Origin of the sequence: Klebsiella sp. 7-CIP_Kleb., from assembly GCF_050378655.1 — a bacterium.
In the GTDB taxonomy this organism is placed as follows: Bacteria; Pseudomonadota; Gammaproteobacteria; order Enterobacterales; family Enterobacteriaceae; genus Klebsiella; species Klebsiella quasipneumoniae.
Window position 1 is genome coordinate 568697 of the sequence record NZ_JBNRLJ010000002.1, and the last position, 19488, is coordinate 588184.

General features: G+C 56.5%; 23 protein-coding genes. 14 read left to right on the plus strand and 9 right to left on the minus strand.

Features of this window, described 5'->3' with window-relative positions; translation table 11 throughout:
• Positions 1-35 precede the first annotated feature (35 nt).
• A complete protein-coding gene (locus tag ACQUTI_RS10315; RefSeq protein WP_074186554.1) occupies positions 36-959 on the plus strand; it encodes an acyltransferase in 924 nt (307 codons plus the stop codon).
• Positions 960-975: 16 nt separating this feature from the next.
• Here ACQUTI_RS10315 and ACQUTI_RS10320 read toward each other — a convergent pair whose 3' ends face one another.
• Positions 976-1482, minus strand: coding sequence for a hypothetical protein (locus tag ACQUTI_RS10320; RefSeq protein ID WP_004886059.1), 507 nt, complete (start codon positions 1480-1482; stop codon positions 976-978).
• Between the two features lie 53 nt (positions 1483-1535).
• Positions 1536-1832: a hypothetical protein gene (locus ACQUTI_RS10325; RefSeq protein WP_162304088.1), complete on the minus strand. Its 297-nt coding sequence runs from the start codon at positions 1830-1832 to the stop codon at positions 1536-1538.
• 370 nt (positions 1833-2202) lie between these two features.
• Here ACQUTI_RS10325 and ACQUTI_RS10330 point away from each other — a divergent pair, with 370 nt between their 5' ends.
• Together ACQUTI_RS10330 and ACQUTI_RS10335 are read left to right on the plus strand one after the other, a co-directional pair.
• The gene (locus tag ACQUTI_RS10330; protein ID WP_004886058.1) at positions 2203-2415 is read left to right on the plus strand and encodes a biofilm development regulator YmgB/AriR family protein; all 213 of its coding nucleotides are present in this window, start codon (positions 2203-2205) and stop codon (positions 2413-2415) included.
• Positions 2416-2497: 82 nt separating this feature from the next.
• Positions 2498-3052 carry a helix-turn-helix transcriptional regulator gene (locus tag ACQUTI_RS10335; RefSeq protein ID WP_017899620.1) on the plus strand — a complete coding sequence of 185 codons (555 nt, stop codon included), beginning with the start codon at positions 2498-2500 and terminating at the stop codon, positions 3050-3052.
• 41 nt (positions 3053-3093) lie between these two features.
• Here the strand turns inward: ACQUTI_RS10335 and ACQUTI_RS10340 are convergent, their stop codons facing one another.
• Positions 3094-3828, minus strand: coding sequence for a MerR family transcriptional regulator (locus ACQUTI_RS10340; protein WP_017899619.1), 735 nt, complete (start codon positions 3826-3828; stop codon positions 3094-3096).
• Between the two features lie 154 nt (positions 3829-3982).
• Positions 3983-5194, minus strand: coding sequence for a diguanylate phosphodiesterase (locus tag ACQUTI_RS10345; RefSeq protein ID WP_004886055.1), 1212 nt, complete (start codon positions 5192-5194; stop codon positions 3983-3985).
• Between the two features lie 327 nt (positions 5195-5521).
• Here ACQUTI_RS10345 and ycgZ point away from each other — a divergent pair, with 327 nt between their 5' ends.
• The 3 genes from ycgZ to ACQUTI_RS10360 all read left to right on the plus strand — a co-directional run bounded on the left by ycgZ (position 5522) and on the right by ACQUTI_RS10360 (position 6515).
• On the plus strand, positions 5522-5767 hold the full coding sequence (gene ycgZ, locus ACQUTI_RS10350) for a regulatory protein YcgZ (RefSeq protein WP_004151693.1): 246 nt from the start codon (positions 5522-5524) through the stop codon (positions 5765-5767).
• A gap of 124 nt (positions 5768-5891) precedes the next feature.
• A complete protein-coding gene (locus tag ACQUTI_RS10355; protein WP_023320000.1) occupies positions 5892-6197 on the plus strand; it encodes a hypothetical protein in 306 nt (101 codons plus the stop codon).
• 51 nt (positions 6198-6248) lie between these two features.
• A complete protein-coding gene (locus tag ACQUTI_RS10360; protein ID WP_004886050.1) occupies positions 6249-6515 on the plus strand; it encodes a biofilm development regulator YmgB/AriR family protein in 267 nt (88 codons plus the stop codon).
• Positions 6516-6624: 109 nt separating this feature from the next.
• On the opposite strand, the gene pgl is transcribed toward ACQUTI_RS10360, so the two are convergent.
• Positions 6625-7620, minus strand: a complete 996-nt coding sequence (gene pgl, locus ACQUTI_RS10365) for a 6-phosphogluconolactonase (protein ID WP_004886043.1) — start codon at positions 7618-7620, stop codon at positions 6625-6627.
• Between the two features lie 227 nt (positions 7621-7847).
• Between pgl and ACQUTI_RS10370 the strand changes: the two genes are divergently transcribed.
• Entirely contained in the window at positions 7848-8666 is an 819-nt protein-coding gene (locus ACQUTI_RS10370; protein WP_004886041.1) for a pyridoxal phosphatase, read from the plus strand.
• Here the strand turns inward: ACQUTI_RS10370 and modC are convergent, their stop codons facing one another.
• The 4 genes from modC to ACQUTI_RS10390 all read right to left on the minus strand — a co-directional run bounded on the left by modC (position 8667) and on the right by ACQUTI_RS10390 (position 11482).
• Positions 8667-9725, minus strand: coding sequence for a molybdenum ABC transporter ATP-binding protein ModC (gene modC / locus ACQUTI_RS10375; RefSeq protein WP_080837405.1), 1059 nt, complete (start codon positions 9723-9725; stop codon positions 8667-8669).
• A 2-nt stretch (positions 9726-9727) separates the two neighbouring features.
• Complete coding sequence (modB, locus tag ACQUTI_RS10380) at positions 9728-10417, minus strand: molybdate ABC transporter permease subunit (RefSeq protein WP_080837401.1); 690 nt, start codon at positions 10415-10417, stop codon at positions 9728-9730.
• The gene (modA, locus tag ACQUTI_RS10385) at positions 10417-11190 is read right to left on the minus strand and encodes a molybdate ABC transporter substrate-binding protein (RefSeq protein WP_114505808.1); all 774 of its coding nucleotides are present in this window, start codon (positions 11188-11190) and stop codon (positions 10417-10419) included. The genes modB and modA overlap by 1 nt, the downstream gene beginning before the upstream one ends.
• A gap of 142 nt (positions 11191-11332) precedes the next feature.
• Positions 11333-11482 (minus strand): AcrZ family multidrug efflux pump-associated protein, encoded by a 150-nt coding sequence (locus ACQUTI_RS10390; protein ID WP_002895156.1) that lies wholly within the window; start codon positions 11480-11482, stop codon positions 11333-11335.
• A gap of 153 nt (positions 11483-11635) precedes the next feature.
• Here ACQUTI_RS10390 and modE point away from each other — a divergent pair, with 153 nt between their 5' ends.
• The 7 genes from modE to gpmA all read left to right on the plus strand — a co-directional run bounded on the left by modE (position 11636) and on the right by gpmA (position 19477).
• The gene (modE, locus tag ACQUTI_RS10395; protein ID WP_004886029.1) at positions 11636-12424 is read left to right on the plus strand and encodes a molybdenum-dependent transcriptional regulator; all 789 of its coding nucleotides are present in this window, start codon (positions 11636-11638) and stop codon (positions 12422-12424) included.
• A 67-nt stretch (positions 12425-12491) separates the two neighbouring features.
• Positions 12492-13964: a molybdate ABC transporter ATP-binding protein ModF gene (gene modF / locus ACQUTI_RS10400; protein ID WP_048323445.1), complete on the plus strand. Its 1473-nt coding sequence runs from the start codon at positions 12492-12494 to the stop codon at positions 13962-13964.
• Between the two features lie 209 nt (positions 13965-14173).
• On the plus strand, positions 14174-15190 hold the full coding sequence (gene galE / locus ACQUTI_RS10405; RefSeq protein WP_017899610.1) for a UDP-glucose 4-epimerase GalE: 1017 nt from the start codon (positions 14174-14176) through the stop codon (positions 15188-15190).
• 9 nt (positions 15191-15199) lie between these two features.
• Entirely contained in the window at positions 15200-16246 is a 1047-nt protein-coding gene (galT, locus tag ACQUTI_RS10410; RefSeq protein WP_064178085.1) for a galactose-1-phosphate uridylyltransferase, read from the plus strand.
• A gap of 2 nt (positions 16247-16248) precedes the next feature.
• The gene (galK, locus tag ACQUTI_RS10415) at positions 16249-17397 is read left to right on the plus strand and encodes a galactokinase (protein ID WP_065696729.1); all 1149 of its coding nucleotides are present in this window, start codon (positions 16249-16251) and stop codon (positions 17395-17397) included.
• Positions 17391-18434 carry a galactose-1-epimerase gene (gene galM, locus ACQUTI_RS10420; protein ID WP_065696728.1) on the plus strand — a complete coding sequence of 348 codons (1044 nt, stop codon included), beginning with the start codon at positions 17391-17393 and terminating at the stop codon, positions 18432-18434. Before galK ends, galM begins: the two co-directional genes overlap by 7 nt.
• A 290-nt stretch (positions 18435-18724) precedes the next feature.
• Complete coding sequence (gene gpmA / locus ACQUTI_RS10425; RefSeq protein ID WP_002895089.1) at positions 18725-19477, plus strand: 2,3-diphosphoglycerate-dependent phosphoglycerate mutase; 753 nt, start codon at positions 18725-18727, stop codon at positions 19475-19477.
• Positions 19478-19488: the final 11 nt, after the last annotated feature.

A 19488-nucleotide genomic window follows, 5' to 3' on the forward strand; every position in this document is an offset into this window, starting at 1 on the left:
GTACCGGTCTGAGCATTATTAAGACACTCGGCTGTATGACAGCGGTGACTTTTTTCACCATCTATAACACCTGGGATCGCTTTGATTATGACTATCACTGGATCCTCGGGCTGCTGACCTTCGTCTCGACCATCGCCACGCCGCTGTTTTTTGTGGTAGCCGGCTATCTTGACGCGCAGACGCGCCACGACGCCAACTGGCAAATTGGCAAAATCAAAAGCGTGGTGATCGTCTTTCTGTTTTGGATGACGGTCTATTATGTCTGGGAGCCTTATCAGCGCGGCTACCTGATCCAGCCCTGGTTTATTTTCGCCCTGATCGTCATCTATACCTTCCATCCCCTGATTGCCTGGCTCAGTCAGCGGCGCGGCCTGTTTTTCACCGTGGTCCTGACGCTGCTGTGCTGCTCTTATGGTTACGACCTGCTCTCAGTGCTCTATCCGGAAAGACATCTTTTCAGCCTGGCGCCGCAGTATCGTCTGTGGACATGGCTACTTTTTTATTTAACCGGGCAGTTGTTTAACGATCCGCGAGTCACGGAGTGGATACGCGACCCGCGGGTCATTAAAGGGTCGATTATCGCCCTGCCCTTTGTCTATTTATTTACCTGGTTTTATGAGCGCCACTTTTTCTTCGCGCTGTTTAAAGCCGATCGCAATGCGTTCATTCTGACGGGGTCGCAGATTTATATTCTGATCGTCCTGCTGGTGATCGCCGCTAACGCCGTGCAGTTTAAAAAGAACCGCGAACTGAAGGAGGCGGTACTGGCGACGGTTAGCAAAGCGATGACCGGGGTCTATATTCTGCACTACTCCGTTTTTCACCTGCTGGTGATGCTGATCCCTATACACTCGTTAGCCACCAAGCTGGGAGTGATTGCGCTAACGTTTGTCCTGTCGGTGCTCATTTCCCTTGCCGCGCTCTCCAGTACGCTGCTCAAGAAGGTGATAACCCTGTAACCGACAACGCGGCGATTTAGCGGAAGCTCCACTGAATGCTGATCACAAACACGCTGGGAATAATGATGCCACTCTCAAGAGCGAAATAGTCGGTAAAGTTGTACTGGATAGCATGGTAAATATAGGGTGAAAAGCCGATCCCGGTGGCATCCTTAAAATCTTTATAGGAGCCATGATCGCCGCAATGCTCGAAGGCGTCGAAGAAGAATTCGCCGGTATAGCCGTAAACGCCTTTGAAGGTCCATCCGCTGCCGTTGTGGTACCAGTCTCTTCTCACGCCCAGCGCCAGGCAGCGATCGTCGAAGCTATTATTCATAGTGCCAATCAGCAGACTGTATTTCGAGTCTTCTGAGAATTTACGTTCCACTGAGAAAAAGTGGTTTTCGAAATTCTCAGTATATTGCCCATGGTTATTGGTCAAATGGTAAACATAGGAACCGGTATTCATCGAATAGAGGTTAATCTCTTTCGCCTGCGCGAGAGTCGCTAACCCGGCAAGGAGCATTACGGTTCTACCGCGCATTTTCCCTCCTCAGTCTTCAAGGCCTGTCCATGGACAGATAGCTTCTGCCATATTTATCCGTCGGGACAAGGGGAAAAGCCCGAGAGGGAAATGGGGGAAAGATAACGATGCCGAACCGCCACATCGGTATTAAAAAGCGTAGCACACCCCTTATCCGCCAACAAACTGAGCAAACCGACAACGAAATGACCGATGTGTTTCCCTTTACCTAATTGTGCAAAAAAAAGACAAAACCTCACCTGCTTTTCGTTATGATTAGCGTCCGACGCGGAAGAAAGCCACCTGTCGACGACAGAGTTGCTGTGTACCCCTTCCTGCGTCGGCGCTATTTCATCCAGCACGCCGGTCAAAACATCACCTTCTCATTATCGTCAGCCTCTTCCCGCCAGTTTTACAAAGGTATCTTGCACAAACCGGATTTTATGTACAAGTAATGCAAACAACAAAATTCTTTAAAATCAATCAATTAATACAAAATACAAAAATAAGTCGTTCCGTTGTACATATAGTCCTGAAAAAAGTTGTACATAGCAGAATCACCGTCTATAGTTTTGGAGTGTTAACTGCTTGTTGCGCAACGAAGCGGGGATGTTTAACGGTGGCGCGGCAAGTCAGGCGGTGGTTCCTGGTTTTGCATTTCCTGTTCGTGACTTAGCGCGTACCAATGGTACGTAGCGACTTTTATTGTCAGTTTGCGTTATACGTGGGAGAGTTCGAGCTATGCATATTAAAAATACCATTCCAGCAGAGTTTGTCTTCAATTCGGCCCTGATGAAGAATATTGAAAATACGCTCATTAAGCAGCACAGAACGATAAATAATGAGCGGATGATTACGGAAATCCAGCATCGCCTGCAAACGGAAAGTAATGAAATACTTTCCGACCTCTATTTGCAGGCGCTGGATATGCTGTCCAGCAAACCTCATCATTAATTAACCCCGCGGAGCTGGCAGCAGGCTCACCCCCGCGGTGCCGGCACGCCTGGGTCTCTATCGGCTAACTGAGGCAAATAAAATGTCACACCATAATACCTGCTATCGTACTGAACATTACGATCTGTGGTTTGATAATCGTTTTCTTCTCTACGGGATGTCGCTGATCCTGAATAGTCTGCCGGCATCTTACTTTCGCAAAAAACATGTTTTCTTTACCAGCGACAATTATTTCGCAGTACTGCAGCACAACTATAACCGTCGGGATACGTTATTTATTCTGTTAACCGAAGGCAACGATCTTAATTTTCTGAGTGAACTGCCTATGCTGCGCTTACCGGCCAATTCAACGCCGGAAGAGTTAAAGATATTTCTGCACCAGCCCACCCGCTACTATAAAACCCACCCGGCGCCGGGCGCCTCGGTGCAGTTTACCGAGCGGGAAAAGAAAGTGATTCAACTTATCAGCAATGGCGAAGCGGTCGCCAGCATTGGCCGGTCGCTGAATCTGCATATTAAAACCATTTATCAGATCCGGCTGAATCTGATTAAAAAGCTCGGCTGTAGCGGTAGGACCGATTTTTTTAATATCAGCCGCAGCGAAACCTTTAAATCCTGGAGCCAGATCCACCTGTAACCCGGCGCGTTAGCCCCGGTCTGCTTTGCGGATCGGGGCGATTAATTATTACCGTGAAAATGGATGCTGAAGCCCTGCTCTTGCCAGTGGCTGAGCAGCTCTTCCTGCAGAGGGGTGGCAGCGCGTCCGGTCCAGACGAAGATATGCTGGCCGGGAAACAGCTCGGGCCGCGGCGACTCCAGCGGTTCGGCGAGGACGTTGACGTGCCAGCCACGCTGGGAAAGACGCCATGCTTCCAGCCACAGACGGGTCCTGTCCTCATTGCTCCAGCCCACCAGCAGCGTCTCCCTGCCGTTCTTCTTACGCGCTTCGGCAAGAAACAGCGCCACGCAGTCAATCAACAGACCATCCAGCATACTGCTAATCACCAGCGAGGTATTCTGATCGAGCTTCAGACGCTGACGTACCGGCACTAACAGGCTATCGATGAGCGTGTCGACGGGGTGTTGATGGCTTAGCGCCATTAATTTGGCACGGATTCTGGCAGGCTGCATATAACGCAGAATGGACATCATCTCTTCCTGAAGATGCGCGGATTCGTCGCGCGCCGCCGGCAGGTTATCCTCCAGCAGCGCTTTAACTTTCCCTACTGATACACCACGCTCTATCCAGCGCTTGATCTCTTCAATGCGCAGGATATCTTCTTCATCAAATTGTCGATGCCCGCCTTCGCTACGCTGCGGCTTCAGTAGCCCGTAACGACGCTGCCAGGCGCGCAGGGTGACCGGATTGATTCCGCAACGTTCGGCGACTTCACCGATACTGTAAAACGCCATAGCAGCCTCACATCAACCTGATACTTTAATACCTAAACTAACGAATTCAGGCATCCTGTACAACTCTATTTTCTTGTACAGATAAAGATATCAGGTTGTGGCTCACAGCGCTTGGGAAAAAGATGAAAAAATAATTAGCTGATTTCGAGATGGATCATTTTTTCTCTGGCCAGGCGACGGCAGGCAAGCCCCCCAGGCGCGCGCTGGCGAACAAATTCCCCTGAAACTGTGAAATACCGGCTGATTCCAGCCACATCCACTCTTCAGCGCGCTCAACGCCGACGGCTGAGACCGCAATCTCCAGTGAAAAACAGCATTTGATAATCGCCTGTACAATCGACTGGCGCGGCCCATCCTGGTGGATATTGCGGATCAGCTCATGGTCGATTTTAATTCTGTCGGGCTGGTATTGCGCCAGCAGTGACAGCCCCGCAAACCCGGCGCCGAAGTGATCGATGGCGAGATTGATGCCCGCCCCCTTTAGCTTTCGCACCGCATCGGTAAAATCATCCATCCGCGAAATCACTTCCCGCTCGGTAAACTCGACAATAATCTGCTCAGGAATAAGATCATTACGCTGAATTTGATCGAGCAGGAAACCCACCGCGTTCGGCGCTTTAACCAGCGTCATCGGTAGTAGATTAATACTTAACGCCTTATTACGTAAGCCTAATTTCCCTGCCAGCGACAGCGCCACCCGTTTACTGTGCAGATCGGCGAGATAAATGTCGTCCCCGGAAAGCCCGGCAAAATAGGCGCCAGGCGACTGGCCGTCCGGTGCGCGTAACAGCGCTTCCCACGAAATAATTTCGCAGGCGAAAGGGTCGACGATCGGCTGGAAGGCAAAGGACCAGCTTTCCTTATTATCAATTATCGGGGTATCAGGATAGAAAGTATTCTGATCGGGGATGAATACCCAGCTGTCAGCGGAAGGAATCTCAAAATAGTTCGCTTTTTCCGTTGATTCGACGAAGGTGCGGAAAAATTGCAGTGCCCGGTCGTCATAGGTGAGCTGATATTTTGAGGTCCCGCGGTCCATCACCGTCTGCAGCACTTCCTCGCGATCATGTTCGCGTAAATCAAACAGTTCCATGCCGACATTACCGAAACGGCGGGACGGCGCATAGTCGCACAGAAGCTCCACCAGGTTATAGTGGCGGGGATCGCGGCAAATATGCTGATAAATATCCCGAACCTTTTCTTCAGGCCCCTCAATGAGTTGAAAAAAATGCGTCCCGTTAAAAAGTAAAATACCGGTGACGTCCGCCTGCCCATTTCTTTCGTTTGCCCTGGCGACCATGGCCTCGATCGATTTGAATGAGACATTGTCGCAGATATGGCTGCGATAAATGATGGTGGTTAGCATAGTGATTCCAGATGGGAGGGTAAGCATTCACAGTAGCAGTTATCAGGCTAATCGTCTTGTAAAACTAGGTTTTGTCTTAACAAAAAAGATACACTAAAAATCCCTTTTTTGTGCAAGGCTTTTTCATTTTTCTTTTCTTGTACAACATGCAACGCTAAACCCTACCTTCACAAGCCAGAAACACACTAAACATAAAAAATTAACCGATTATAAATCAAAATGTTAACACGTTTTGAATCATTTCTGTGCAACTTTGTGTGTACAGGTTAGTAAATATTGTATAAGTTTAATGGCAGTTAACAGATGAATGAAATGAAAGGAGCACATATGCAGCAGAATGGTTACATTCCAGATACAGCGAACGCAATTGCCCAGTATTTCAACAAAGCATCGTTACCTTCCCAGCAGGAAACGCTGGGTCAGATTGTGATGGATATTCTCAACGAAGGGCGTCATCTCAACCGCAAAGCGCTGTGCACCAAACTGTTGAGCCGCCTCGACCGCGCCCGTGCCCCCGAGGAAGAGAGTCACTATCAGACCTTAATTGGTCTGCTGTTTGCCGGTCAGGAATAACGTCATCGATCGTCGCCTGTTGCACCGCAGTAGCAGATGAGGGGCGATCGCATCCACAAACCTGCTGCTGACCTGAATGCCCGTTCGCAGGTTCAGGGAGAGAGTGGCATGCAGAGAGACGGTTATGAATAGCAGTGAAACTGAGGAAATCACCGATGAGATCATCGGCGAGGCGGTGCTCGCGCTTCTGAAAACGAATCGCCCGATTACCACCCCGACCCTGCTGGTTCGACTTCGGTTGATGCAGGCGACAGAGTCAGACCGACAGCGAAGAAAGGTCATCGCTGCTGTGATCGAAGAAATTTGCGCGAAGCTTGCCCGTCAGCGCAAGCAAGCGCCTTTGCAGGTAAAGAAAATCAATGGCCGTTGGGAAACCCGAGGTTCGCCGACACAAAGCGCCATGGCGCTGGAAGGTAAAAAGATCCACTGAGTCTCCCAACCATGGTGAATAACACAGAGTGAGAATGTGATGAGACAGACTATGCATCAGCAACCCGATATTTACGCAGGACTGCAGGACACCGCGCTCTCCGACTATTTCCGTAACGCCGGTGATAAGCTGGTTGATGAGTCCGCCGTGATGTCGCTGGCCATCAACAGTATTCTCCAGTCCGAGGGTCACCTGAACAATAAGGCCATTATTTTATGGTTGATTCAGGCGCTGGAAAGCACCGATGACGTGGTGACCGCAGACGTGATCCGTAAAACGCTGGAGATTGTCGTCGGCTACACCATGGACGATATCTAAAGCCATCACGCTTCAGGTCTACCAGGGCAACACCTTCCCTACAGAGCCTGTCCGCTCTGATCAAAAAAACCTCGCTCACGCGAGGTTTTTTCTTTTACCGCCTGACGGATCAGTGAGCGTTGACGACCACCCACATCGGTCCCTGCCCGACCGCATAGCGGCCTTTCTCCTGCAGCAGCCCCTGCTCGCCGGTAATTTCGTACACCGCGATATGGTGCGACTTCTGCCCGGCGGCAATCAGATACTTACCGCTGTGATCGAGATTGAAGCCGCGCGGCTGGGTCTCGGTCGGCTGATAGCCTTCCACCGCCAGCACGCTACCATCTTCCGACACGCTGAACACCGTGATGATGCTGGCGGTACGATCGCAGGCGTACAAATGACGCCCGTCCGGAGTGATATGAATATCCGCCGCCCAGCGCACGCCGGTGAAATCAGGCGGCATCATATCCAGAGTTTGTACACATTCGATGTTGCCATTCGGGTCTTTCAGCTCCCAAACGTCAATTGAGCTGTTCAGCTCATTGACGCAGTAACCATACTGCTGGTTCGGATGGAACACCATGTGGCGCGGACCCGCCCCCTCGACGGTGGTGACTTCCGCTGGCTCCTGGGCGGAGAGGAAACCATCTTCGCTGAGGGTAAACAGGCAGATGCGATCCTGCTTCAGCGCCGGCACCCACAGGGTACGGTTGTCCGGGGAGATATTGGCCGAGTGGCAGCCTTCCAGCCCTTCCACCACGGTGATAGTTTCACCCGGCAGGCCATCCTGCAGCGGGGTCACGCTGACGCAGCCCTGATTGTAGGAGGCGCTGAAGACAAAGCGGCCATGATGATCGGTAGAAATGTGGGTCGGGCTGCCCGGCAGCGCCGCTTCCCCCGCAAAGGTCAACGCCCCGTTATCCGGCGTGATGCGATAAGCTAACACGCGAAACTCCGGACGAACGCCAACGTACAGATACTCCTTATTGGGACTGACCACCATCGGCTGGACCTGACCCGGGGCATCAACCACCTGCACCAGCGTCAGTTTGCCGTCCGCTTCAAGACTCCAGACGTGGATTTGTTGGCTTTCCGGGCTGGCGGTATAAACGGTTTGTTTCATGACTACTCCTTCCCTCACTGCACGTGGATTTTTCATTTTCAGGATAACAGCACCCTGAAAATTATAAGACATCCGCCCATGATACTCGCATCGCCGACCGAATTACCGACGGAAGGCGGCACAAAGGGCATACAGACATTCACGGCAGATGTGGAAAAATTGGTCCTGACGCCACGGCGGTGTACCATCATGGCCAGGTACTTTTCAACATCAACCGGAAATAACACATGACAACACGCGTGATTGCCCTGGATTTAGACGGCACCCTGCTTACCAGCAAAAAAACCATCCTGCCCGCTTCGCTGGAAGCGCTGGCCCGCGCCAGAGAGGCGGGCTACCAGGTGATCGTCGTTACCGGACGTCATCACGTCGCTATTCATCCTTTTTATCAGGCACTGGCCCTCGATACACCTGCAATTTGTTGTAATGGCACTTATTTGTATGATTATCACGCAAAAAAGGTTTTGGCGGCCGATCCTATGTCGGTGGAACACGCGGTAAGCCTCACCGCCATGCTCGCCGAACAGCAGATCCACGGTCTGGCCTATGTGGATGACGCGATGCTTTACGAACAGCCCACCGGGCATGTGATCCGCACCCGCAACTGGGCGCAGGCGCTACCGGAGGATCAGCGCCCGGTCTTCAGCCAGGTCGACTCGCTGGCGCAGGCGGTCCGCGAGGTCAAAGCGGTATGGAAATTCGCCCTCACCGACGATGACATTCCCCGTCTGCAGCGCTTTGCGCAGGAGGTCGGCGAGACGCTGGGCCTGGCGTGCGAATGGTCGTGGCACGACCAGGTGGATATTGCCCGCGCCGGCAACAGCAAAGGCAAACGCCTGGCGCAGTGGGTCGCTGACCAGGGGCTGTCGATGCAGAATGTGGTGGCCTTCGGCGATAACTACAACGATCTGAGTATGCTGGAAGCAGCAGGTACCGGGGTGGCGATGGGCAATGCGGTGGACGAGGTCAAAGCCCGCGCCAACGTGGTCATCGGGGACAATGAGTCCGCCAGCATCGCCGAGTTTATCTACCGTCAGCTGCTGTGATCAGGCGGCGATCGACACGCTTTTGATCTGGGCAAACACCTGCTGGCCTGGCGCTATCGCCAGGTCATCCCGCGCCCACGGGCTGATTCGAGCCCACAGAGGATGGCCGCTCACCCTGAGCTGAACCTCGATCTGTCCGTTGACCTCCAGACACTGAACCACCTCGGCGCGCAAGATGTTGCGGATGCTGGTGGCGGACGGTTGGGCCAGCACCAGCGAAACATCCGACGCCTGAATGCGGATCCGCGCGGTATCACCTGCGGGACGTTCGAGCCGGTTGACCCACAGCATTTGATCCCCCAGCGTCAGCGCGGTCATCGCGTACTGCGGATGCTGCGCGGCGATGGTGGCGCTGAGGATCGTACTCTGCTGTTCCGCCGGCAACCAGGGGTGCATCACGCTGCTGCTCCAGACCTCCTCCAGCGGACCGAAAGCCTTCACCTTACCGGCCTCCAGCACCAGCACGCGATCGGCCAGATGCTGGATCTCGTCCAGCGAGTGGCTGACGTAAAGCATCGGAATATGGATCTCCTGTGCCAGTCGCTGCAAATAGGGCAACAGTTCGCGTTTGCGCGGAATATCCAGCGAGGCCAGCGGCTCGTCCAGCAGCAGCAGCTCCGGCGCGGTCAGCAAAGCGCGGCCGATGGCTACACGCTGCTTTTCGCCGCCGGATAACCGGCCAGGCAGGCGATCCAGCAAGGGAGCGATCCCCAGCAGCTCCACCAGCTTATCGAACTGGCTGACCATGGATTTCGCCATGCCGTACTGTAGATTGCCGCGCACTTTATAGTGGGGAAACAGGCGCGCATCCTGAAAGACATAGCCGATCCGCCGCTGCTCCGGCGCCAGGTAGATACGCTGCGCGGTGTCGTTCAGCACCCTGCCGTTGAGCACGATCCGCCCCGCCTGCGGCCGGGTCAGGCCGCTGATAGCGTTGATCAACGACGTTTTCCCGGCGCCGGAGACGCCAAAGATGGCGGTGATCCCGCTGCTGGGCAGCGTTTCACGGATCTGCAGACAGTGGCTGCCGAGGGTCTGGGTAAAGTCCAGCTCCAGCATCATTATCCTCCTATGCGCTGGCGGCTCACGCGGGCCAGCCATTCTGATATCAAGAGCGAGACCAGCGCCAGGCCGATAGCGATGAGGCACAGACGAGCCGCCGCCCCCTCCCCGCCCGGAGTCTGGATCAGGGTGTACATCGCCGAAGGCAGGGTACGCGTTTCGCCGGGAATATTGGAGACGAAGGTGATGGTCGCGCCAAATTCCCCTAACGAGCGGGCGAAGGCCAGCACCGTGCCAACAATAATTCCCGGCAGAGTCAGCGGCAGCGTAATGGTGCAAAATACCCGCCAGCGGCTGGCCCCGAGGGTTCTCGCCGCCTGCTCCAGTTTGATGTCCACCCCCTCCAGCGCCAGGCGGATGGCGCGCACCATCAGCGGGAAAGACATCACCGCCGCCGCCAGCACCGCCCCGCGCCAGCTGAAGGCAAAGCTGATGCCGAACCAGTCATACAGCCAGCTGCCAATAAACCCGCGCCGCCCCATGGCCACCAGCAGCAGATATCCCACCACCACCGGCGGCAGCACCAGCGGCAGATGGAGAAGGCTGTCGAGCAGCGCCTTGCCGGGGAAGGTGCGCCTGACCAGCAGCCAGGAAAAAAAGATGCCAAAGGGCAGGCTCAAGGCCACCGCCAGGGAGGAGACTTTCAGGCTCAGCAGCACCGCCTGCCATTCGGGTTCGCTCAGAAACATCAGCGGGTGGTAAATCCGTAACGTTGGAAAATCGCGGACGCTTCAGGCCCTTTCAGGTAGTCATAGAAAGCGCTCACGGCCGCATTGCGGTGGCCATCGACAATCGCCAGCGGGTATTCGACTTTCTGATGCGACGCCTCCGGGAAGGTGCCCACCACTTTCACCCCTTTGCTGGCCACGGCATCCGATCCGTAGACGATGCCCAACGGCGCTTCGCTACGCTCCACCAGCGCCAGCGCGCCGCGCACGTCTTCCGCCGGCGCAAGCTTCGGCGACAGGGTCTCCCAGGCGCCCAGTTTCTGCAGCGCTTCTTTGGCGTAGATCCCTGCCGGAACGTGCTGCGGATCGCCCACCGCCAGACGGCCCCCTTTCAGCAGGCTGGTCCAGTCGGTTTTCTCATTAATGGTAATTGCACCCTGCGCGCTGGCTTTCGGCGCCACCACCACCAGGCTGTTGCCAAGCAGGGTGGCGCGGGTCGCCGGATCGATGGCCTTTTTGTCAGCCGCGTAGTCCATCCACTTTTGATCGGCGGAGATAAACAGATCCGCCGGGGCGCCTGCTTCAATCTGCCGCGCCAGCGTCGACGACGAGGCAAACGACGAGACGACCTCGACGTTTTTCTCTTTCTTATACGCCTGGGCGATATCCTGCATCGCGTTGGTTAACGATGCGGCGGCGAAAACGGTCACTTTCCCCTCTGCCGCCAGCGCCTGACCCGCGACGCACAGCGTGAGTGATACCCCGATAACCCCGCGTAACCAAGAACCTGCCATCTGAATCTCCTGTCAATGCGTTATGTATTCGACAATATAACGATATGCAGAGCATTTTTATAGTGACACAGGACAATAAAACGAAGGGAAATGATACAGGAGGGAAATAGCACAGCGCCCGGTTAAACCGGGCGCCGGGAAATCAATGATTTTGCTGGCTGCGATCTTTGTGGCCTACGCCGGAGAAGAGGTTGAACACTTCGCCAAGACCGTAAATCAATCCCAGGATGACCGCCATCACCACCGGTACCATGATGACCGCAAAAACCAGACTTTTCAAAAGCTCTAACATGGTTCACTCCAGATAGTATGATTTGCTGATTGTAACGGTTTCAGCCGAAAAAACACGCCCCATTTGTGCGGTGGGTAATGACAAAACCGCGCACAGAGGTTTTGCAACTGGGTGACTATCGGTCACAATACGCTTTTTTGTCAGGAAACGATTATGCAGGCTGAAATTCTTCTCACCCTTAAGCTACAGCAGCGCCTGTTTGCCGACCCCCGGCGGATCGCCCTGCTCAAACAGATTGACCAGACCGGCTCGATAAGCCAGGGGGCGAAGCACGCGGGCATCAGCTATAAAAGCGCGTGGGATGCCATCAACGAGATGAACCAGCTCAGCGAACAGCCGCTGGTGGATCGCGCCACCGGCGGCAAAGGCGGCGGCGGCGCGGTGCTGACCCGCTACGGGCAGCGTCTGATCCAACTGTACGATCTGCTGGCGCAGATCCAGCAGAAAGCGTTTGATGTGCTCAGCGATGACGACGCCCTGCCACTGGACAGCCTGCTGGCGGCCATCTCGCGCTTTTCCCTGCAGACCAGCGCCCGCAACCAGTGGTTCGGCACCATTACCGGCCGCGATCGCCAGCAGGTGCAGCAGCACGTTGAGGTGCTGCTGGCCGACGGTCAGACCCGCCTGAACGTCGCCATTACCGCCCAGAGCGCTGAAAAGCTGGGGCTCGATGAGGGCCAGGAGGTGCTGGTTCTGTTGAAAGCGCCCTGGGTCGGCATCACCCTCGACCCGGCGGTGGCCCGCCAGGCCGAAAACCAGCTGTCGGGTCGTATCAGCCATATCGAATGCGGCTCCGGGCAGTGCGAAGTGCTGATGACCCTCGCGGACGGCCAGACCCTGTGCGCCACTCTGCCACAGGCGCAGACGTCTGGCCTGACGGAAGGGACGGAGGCGATCGCTTACTTCAACGCCGATCGCATCATTCTCGCTACGTTATGCTGACCCCATTGACATTGCGCGCCTGAAGTCGTATCCCTGATGCACATCGCTGCAAAAAATGGGATACATCATGTCATCATTGCAAATTTCGCAAGGCACGTTTCGCCTGAGCGATACAAAAACCTTAAAAATAGACCACCTGAGCGTGGCGGCGGGTGAAAGCTGGGCGTTCGTCGGCAGCAACGGCAGCGGCAAATCCGCCCTCGCGCGAGCCCTGGCCGGTGACCTGACCCTGCTCAGCGGTCAGCGCGAAAGCCACTTCTCCCGCGTAACACGTCTCTCCTTCGAACAGCTGCAGAAGCTGGTCAGCGACGAGTGGCAGCGCAATAACACCGACCTGCTCAGCCCCGGAGAAGAAGATACCGGCCGCACCACTGCGGAGATTATTCAGGACGAGGTGAAAGATCCTGCCCGCTGCGCGCAGCTTGCCGAACAGTTTGCCATCAGCGCCCTGTTGGACCGCCGCTTTAAGTATCTGTCCACTGGCGAAACGCGTAAGACCCTGCTGTGCCAGGCCCTGATGAGCGATCCGCAACTGCTGATCCTCGACGAGCCTTTCGACGGCCTCGACGTCAACTCCCGCCAGCAGTTGGCCGCGCTGCTGGCCGACCTGCATCGCGCCGGCCTCACCCTGGTGCTGGTGCTCAACCGCTTCGATGAGATCCCGGAGTTTGTGCAATACGCCGGCGTGCTGGCTGATTGCCTCCTCAGCGAGACCGGCGAGAAGCGCGCTCTTCTGCAGCAGGCGCTGGTCGCTCAGCTGGCGCACAGTGAAAAACTGGACGGCATCACCCTACCGGAGCCAGATGTACCACCAGCCCGTCATGCGCTGGCAGACTCGGCGCCGCGTATCGTGCTCAATGACGGCGTGGTCTCCTACAACGATCGTCCGGTCATCAACCATCTCTCATGGACCGTGAGCCCGGGCGAACACTGGCAGATCGTCGGCCCCAACGGCGCCGGTAAATCCACGCTGCTGAGCCTTATCACCGGCGATCATCCGCAGGGCTACAGCAACGATCTCACCCTCTTTGGCCGCCGCCGCGGCAGCGGCGAGACCATCTGGGATATTAAAAAGCATATCGGCTACGTCAGCAGCAGCCTGCATCTGGACTACCGGGTCAGCACCAACGTCCGCAACGTTATTCTGTCGGGCTATTTTGACTCGATCGGCATTTATCAGGCGGTGTCCGATAAACAGCATAAGCTGGTGCAGCAATGGCTGGATATTCTCGGCATCGATAAGCGCACCGCCGACGCGCCGTTTCACAGCCTGTCGTGGGGCCAGCAGCGGCTGGCGCTTATCGTTCGCGCGCTGGTCAAGCATCCAACCCTGCTGATCCTCGATGAACCTCTGCAGGGGCTGGATCCCCTCAATCGCCAGCTGGTACGCCGCTTTGTCGACGTCCTGATTGGCGAAGGCGCCACGCAGCTGCTGTTTGTCTCGCACCATGCGGAAGATGCCCCGGACTGTATTACCCATCGCCTGGCATTCGTTCCCAGTGGAGACGGTTACACTTATCAGCTCGGCCCCGTGGCCTGACGCCTCCTGCCGGGGATCGAAAGATCCCTGGTATTTTTCAGAAAAATAGCGCCAACCTAATATAACCAATTGTATATAAAACAAAATAAATTAAATGATGTCGTTTCACCCTCAAGTGTAAACGATTCCACTAACTTGTTCTGTGTCACACTTTTCACTTCTTTGATATGCTATCTTCCTCATACACGATAAGCCGAATGGAGCGAATCATGAAAGTTCTGGTTACAGGTGGTAGCGGTTACATTGGAAGTCATACCTGCGTTCAACTGCTGCTGCAGGGGCATGAGGTGGTGATCCTCGACAATCTCTGCAACAGCAAGCGCAGCGTACTGCCGGTGATTGAGCGTCTCGGCGGCAAAAAAGCCACCTTTATTGAAGGCGATATTCGTAATGAAGCGCTGATGACCGAGATCCTCCACGACCACGCCATTGAAGCGGTGATCCACTTCGCCGGGCTGAAGGCCGTCGGGGAGTCCGTCGCCAAACCGCTGGAATATTACGACAATAACGTCACCGGCACACTGAAATTAGTCTCCGCCATGCGCGCCGCGGGCGTGAAGAACTTCATCTTTAGCTCCTCCGCCACCGTCTACGGCGACCAGCCGAAAATCCCGTATGTCGAAAGCTTCCCGACTGGCACCCCGCAAAGCCCCTACGGTAAAAGCAAACTGATGGTGGAGCAGATCCTGACCGACCTGCAGAAAGCCCAGCCGGAGTGGAGCATTGCCCTGCTGCGCTACTTCAACCCGGTCGGCGCCCATCCGTCGGGCGACATGGGTGAAGACCCGCAGGGGATCCCGAATAACCTGATGCCCTACATCGCCCAGGTCGCCGTTGGCCGTCGCGAATCGCTGGCCGTGTTTGGTAACGACTACCCGACCGAAGATGGCACCGGCGTGCGCGATTATATCCACGTGATGGACCTCGCCGACGGTCACGTCGCGGCCATGGAAAAACTGGCTGACAAAGCCGGGGTCCATATCTACAACCTTGGCGCCGGCGTCGGCAGCAGCGTGCTCGACGTGGTCAATGCTTTCAGCAAGGCCTGCGGCAAACCGATTAACTACCATTTCGCGCCGCGCCGCGATGGCGACCTCCCGGCCTACTGGGCGGATGCCGCCAAGGCCGACCGCGAGCTGAACTGGCGCGTGACACGCAACCTGGACGAAATGGCGCAGGACACCTGGCACTGGCAGTCCCGCCATCCGCAGGGTTATCCAGACTAAGGAACCTTCATGAGCGTATTTAACCCCGTTGACCATCCGCATCGTCGTTATAACCCGTTAACCGGGCAGTGGATTCTGGTTTCTCCGCATCGCGCCAAGCGCCCCTGGCAGGGGGCGCAGGAAACGCCGGCAAAACAGACCTTGCCGGCCCACGATCCGGACTGTTTCCTGTGCCCGGGCAACACCCGGGTCACCGGCGACACCAACCCGAATTACACCGGTACCTACGTGTTTACCAACGACTTTGCGGCCCTGATGACCGACACCCCGGACGCCCCGGAGAGTGACGATCCGCTGATGCGCTGCCAGAGCGCGCGCGGCACCAGTCGGGTGATCTGCTTCTCGCCAGACCACAGCAAAACGCTGCCGGAGCTGAGCCTTGAAGCGCTGGAAGGCGTGGTTAAAGCGTGGCAGGAACAGAGCGCGGACCTCGGGAAAAGCTATCCGTGGGTACAGGTCTTTGAAAATAAAGGGGCAGCGATGGGCTGCTCCAACCCGCACCCGCACGGTCAGGTGTGGGCCAACAGCTTCCTGCCCAATGAAGCGGAACGGGAAGACCGTCTGCAGAAAGAATATTACGCCAGCCAGGGCCAGCCAATGCTGCTGGACTATGCCCGGCGCGAACTGGCCGACGGCAGCCGCACCGTGGTCGACACCGAGCACTGGCTGGCGGTCGTGCCCTACTGGGCCGCGTGGCCGTTTGAAACGCTGCTGCTGCCGAAAGCGCCCGTGCAGCGTATTACCGATCTCACCGACGCCCAGCGCAGCGATCTGGCGCTGGCGTTGAAAAAGCTGACCAGCCGTTACGACAACCTGTTCCAGTGCTCATTCCCCTACTCCATGGGCTGGCACGGCGCGCCGTTTAACGACGAAAACCATAACCACTGGCAGCTCCACGCCCACTTTTATCCGCCGCTGCTGCGATCCGCGACGGTCCGCAAGTTTATGGTTGGCTACGAAATGCTGGCCGAAACGCAGCGCGATCTGACCGCCGAGCAAGCTGCTGAACGACTGCGCGCCGTCAGCGACGTCCATTTTCGTGAATCCGGAGTGTAATGATGAGTCTGAAAGAGAAAACCCAAACCCTGTTTGCTGAGGCCTTCGGTTACCCGGCCAGCCATGTCATTCAGGCGCCAGGCCGCGTCAACCTGATCGGCGAGCATACCGATTACAACGACGGCTTTGTGCTGCCCTGCGCTATCGACTACCAGACGGTGATCAGCTGTGCGCCGCGCGACGATCGTACCGTGCGGGTGATTGCCGCCGATTACGACAATCAGAGCGATGAATTCTCTCTCGACGCGCCGATTATCAGCCACGACACCCAGCAGTGGTCGAACTATGTCCGCGGCGTGGTGAAGCATCTGCAGCAGCGGAACAGCCACTTCGGCGGCGCGGATCTGGTGATCAGCGGCAATGTGCCGCAGGGTGCGGGGTTAAGCTCCTCAGCCTCGCTGGAAGTCGCCGTCGGCACCGTGTTCCAGCAGCTGTATCATCTGCCGCTGGATGGCGCGCAAATCGCCCTCAACGGCCAGGAGGCGGAAAACCAGTTCGTCGGCTGCAACTGCGGCATCATGGATCAGCTGATTTCGGCGCTGGGCAAAAAAGACCATGCGCTGCTGATCGACTGCCGTTCTCTGGGCACCAAAGCCGTCTCGATGCCGAAAGGCGTGGCGGTGGTCATCATCAACAGCAACTTTAAGCGCACCCTCGTCGGCAGCGAGTACAACACCCGTCGTGAACAGTGCGAGACCGGCGCGCGCTTCTTCCAGCAGCCCGCTCTGCGCGATGTCACCCTTCAGCAATTCAACGCCGTCGCCCATGAGCTGGATCCGGTCGTCGCGAAGCGGGTACGCCATGTGCTGACGGAGAATGCCCGCACCGTGGAAGCCGCCAGCGCCCTCGAAAAAGGCGACCTGAAGCGGATGGGCGAGCTGATGGCCGAATCCCACGCCTCGATGCGCGATGATTTCGAGATCACCGTCCCGCAGATCGACACCCTGGTGGAGATCGTCAAGGCGACAATCGGCGATAAAGGCGGCGTGCGCATGACCGGCGGCGGCTTTGGCGGCTGCGTGGTAGCGCTGGTCCCGGAAGATCTGGTCGATACCGTGCAGCAGGCCGTTGCCAACGAGTATGAAGCGAAAACCGGAATTAAAGAGACGTTCTATGTCTGCAAACCGTCACAGGGGGCTGGCCAATGGTAACGCAAACCACCGCGCTGGCGCCGGACGGCCAGCCATGGCAGCAGGTAACCCTGCGCAATAAGGCGGGGATGACCGTCACCGTGGCGGACTGGGGCGCGACGCTGCTCAGCGCCGAGGTGCCGCTGGCCGATGGCAACCTGCGCCGCCCGCTGCTGGGCTGCGCCAGGCTGGAAGACTATACCCGCCAGGCCGCGTTTCTTGGCGCCTCGGTAGGCCGCTACGCCAACCGCATCGGCAATAGCCGCTTCCCGCTTGACGGCCAGCTCGTCAACGTTACGCCTTCAAACGACGCGGGCCACCAGCTCCACGGCGGCCCCGAAGGGTTTGATAAGCGCCGCTGGCGCATTGTCCGCGCCGACGAGCAGGAAGTGCTGTTCGCTCTGACCTCACCCGATGGCGATCAAGGCTTCCCCGGCACGCTGCAGGCCACCGCGCACTATCGTCTGACCGACGATAACCGCATCGCGATTACCTATCGCGCCACCGTGGACCAACCCTGCCCGGTGAACATGACCAATCACGTCTATTTCAACCTCGACGGTGACCAGGGCGACGTGCGCCAGCACCAGTTGCAGATCCTCGCCCAGAGGTATCTGCCGGTGGAAAGCGACGGTATCCCGGGTGGTGAACTCAAAGATGTTGCTAACACCAGCTTTGATTTCCGCCAGCCGAAAACCATCGCCGCCGACTTCCTCGCCGACGCCGATCAGCAAAAGGTGAAGGGATACGATCATGCCTTCCTGCTGGACGCCGGAGGCGACGCCAGCCAGCCTGCGGCGCAGGTCTGGTCGCAGGACGGTAAGCTGCAGATGACGGTCTATACCTCCGCTCCGGCGCTGCAGTTTTACTCCGGCAACTATCTCGGCGGCACCCCGTCGCAGACGACAGAGCCCTACGCCGACTGGCAGGGGCTGGCGCTGGAAAGCGAATTCCTCCCGGATTCGCCGAATCATCCGGAATGGCCGCAGCCGGACTGTGTGTTACGTCCGGGCCAGGAGTACGTCAGCCTGACGGAATATCAGTTTATCGCCCGATAATCGCCAGCGCCCTCCGCCGGGGGCGCTGCTTTTCGTCCCCGCCCTCCTCTCTGGCGCCTCTTTTTTCAGCAACCTGCTCTATTTTCCGTCACCAAAGGGCAAAAAAATAACCTGTGTTTTACAAGCACCTTACACTGAGCCACTATTTTCGCTATGGTTAGGGATAAGCATTGCCGTGAGCCAAATCACGGCAATATAATGAGAATAGTTATCAATCAATAACACATACACCAACATATTCAGCGCACCGTTCGCGGCGCGAGGGATGGCGTGTAGAGAGGAGTAAGAGAATGGCTGTAACTAAGCTGGTACTGGTTCGTCATGGCGAAAGCCAGTGGAACAACGAAAACCGCTTCACCGGTTGGTACGACGTTGATCTGTCCGAGAAAGGCGTTAGCGAAGCGAAAGCGGCAGGTAAACTGCTGAAGGCTGAAGGCTTCAGCTTTGATTTTGCTTATACCTCCGTGCTGAAACGTGCCATCCATACCCTGTGGAACGTACTGGACGAACTGGATCAGGCCTGGCTGCCGGTTGAGAAATCCTGGAAGCTGAACGAGCGTCATTACGGCGCGCTGCAGGGCCTGAACAAAGCGGAAACCGCTGAGAAATACGGTGACGAGCAGGTTAAACAGTGGCGTCGCGGCTTCGCTGTCACTCCGCCGGAGCTGACCAAAGACGACGAGCGCTACCCGGGCCACGATCCGCGCTATGCAAAACTGACCGACGCCGAACTGCCGACCACTGAAAGCCTGGCGCTGACCATCGACCGAGTCGTGCCTTACTGGAACGAAACCATTCTGCCGCGCCTGAAAAGCGGTGAGCGCGTGATCATCGCCGCTCACGGTAACTCCCTGCGCGCGCTGGTGAAATACCTCGACAACATGGGCGAAGACGAGATCCTCGAACTGAACATCCCGACCGGCGTACCGCTGGTGTATGAGTTCGATGAAAACTTCAAGCCGATCAAACATTACTATCTGGGCAATGCGGAAGAGATCGCGGCGAAAGCGGCTGCCGTCGCCAACCAGGGTAAAGCGAAGTAATTTCCCCCGGT

Excerpts from the sequence above, each read along its gene's own strand:
- ACQUTI_RS10315 (WP_074186554.1), top strand. The coding sequence starts at position 36 with ATGACAGCGGTGACTTTTTTCACCATCTATAACACCTGGGATCGCTTT.
- ACQUTI_RS10320 (WP_004886059.1), bottom strand. The coding sequence starts at position 1,482 with ATGCGCGGTAGAACCGTAATGCTCCTTGCCGGGTTAGCGACTCTCGCG.
- ACQUTI_RS10330 (WP_004886058.1), top strand. The coding sequence starts at position 2,203 with ATGCATATTAAAAATACCATTCCAGCAGAGTTTGTCTTCAATTCGGCC.
- ACQUTI_RS10335 (WP_017899620.1), top strand. The coding sequence starts at position 2,498 with ATGTCACACCATAATACCTGCTATCGTACTGAACATTACGATCTGTGG.
- ACQUTI_RS10340 (WP_017899619.1), bottom strand. The coding sequence starts at position 3,828 with ATGGCGTTTTACAGTATCGGTGAAGTCGCCGAACGTTGCGGAATCAAT.
- ACQUTI_RS10345 (WP_004886055.1), bottom strand. The coding sequence starts at position 5,194 with ATGCTAACCACCATCATTTATCGCAGCCATATCTGCGACAATGTCTCA.
- ycgZ (WP_004151693.1), top strand. The coding sequence starts at position 5,522 with ATGCAGCAGAATGGTTACATTCCAGATACAGCGAACGCAATTGCCCAG.
- ACQUTI_RS10355 (WP_023320000.1), top strand. The coding sequence starts at position 5,892 with ATGAATAGCAGTGAAACTGAGGAAATCACCGATGAGATCATCGGCGAG.
- ACQUTI_RS10360 (WP_004886050.1), top strand. The coding sequence starts at position 6,249 with ATGCATCAGCAACCCGATATTTACGCAGGACTGCAGGACACCGCGCTC.
- pgl (WP_004886043.1), bottom strand. The coding sequence starts at position 7,620 with ATGAAACAAACCGTTTATACCGCCAGCCCGGAAAGCCAACAAATCCAC.
- ACQUTI_RS10370 (WP_004886041.1), top strand. The coding sequence starts at position 7,848 with ATGACAACACGCGTGATTGCCCTGGATTTAGACGGCACCCTGCTTACC.
- modC (WP_080837405.1), bottom strand. The coding sequence starts at position 9,725 with ATGCTGGAGCTGGACTTTACCCAGACCCTCGGCAGCCACTGTCTGCAG.
- modB (WP_080837401.1), bottom strand. The coding sequence starts at position 10,417 with ATGTTTCTGAGCGAACCCGAATGGCAGGCGGTGCTGCTGAGCCTGAAA.
- modA (WP_114505808.1), bottom strand. The coding sequence starts at position 11,190 with ATGGCAGGTTCTTGGTTACGCGGGGTTATCGGGGTATCACTCACGCTG.
- ACQUTI_RS10390 (WP_002895156.1), bottom strand. The coding sequence starts at position 11,482 with ATGTTAGAGCTTTTGAAAAGTCTGGTTTTTGCGGTCATCATGGTACCG.
- modE (WP_004886029.1), top strand. The coding sequence starts at position 11,636 with ATGCAGGCTGAAATTCTTCTCACCCTTAAGCTACAGCAGCGCCTGTTT.
- modF (WP_048323445.1), top strand. The coding sequence starts at position 12,492 with ATGTCATCATTGCAAATTTCGCAAGGCACGTTTCGCCTGAGCGATACA.
- galE (WP_017899610.1), top strand. The coding sequence starts at position 14,174 with ATGAAAGTTCTGGTTACAGGTGGTAGCGGTTACATTGGAAGTCATACC.
- galT (WP_064178085.1), top strand. The coding sequence starts at position 15,200 with ATGAGCGTATTTAACCCCGTTGACCATCCGCATCGTCGTTATAACCCG.
- galK (WP_065696729.1), top strand. The coding sequence starts at position 16,249 with ATGAGTCTGAAAGAGAAAACCCAAACCCTGTTTGCTGAGGCCTTCGGT.
- galM (WP_065696728.1), top strand. The coding sequence starts at position 17,391 with ATGGTAACGCAAACCACCGCGCTGGCGCCGGACGGCCAGCCATGGCAG.
- gpmA (WP_002895089.1), top strand. The coding sequence starts at position 18,725 with ATGGCTGTAACTAAGCTGGTACTGGTTCGTCATGGCGAAAGCCAGTGG.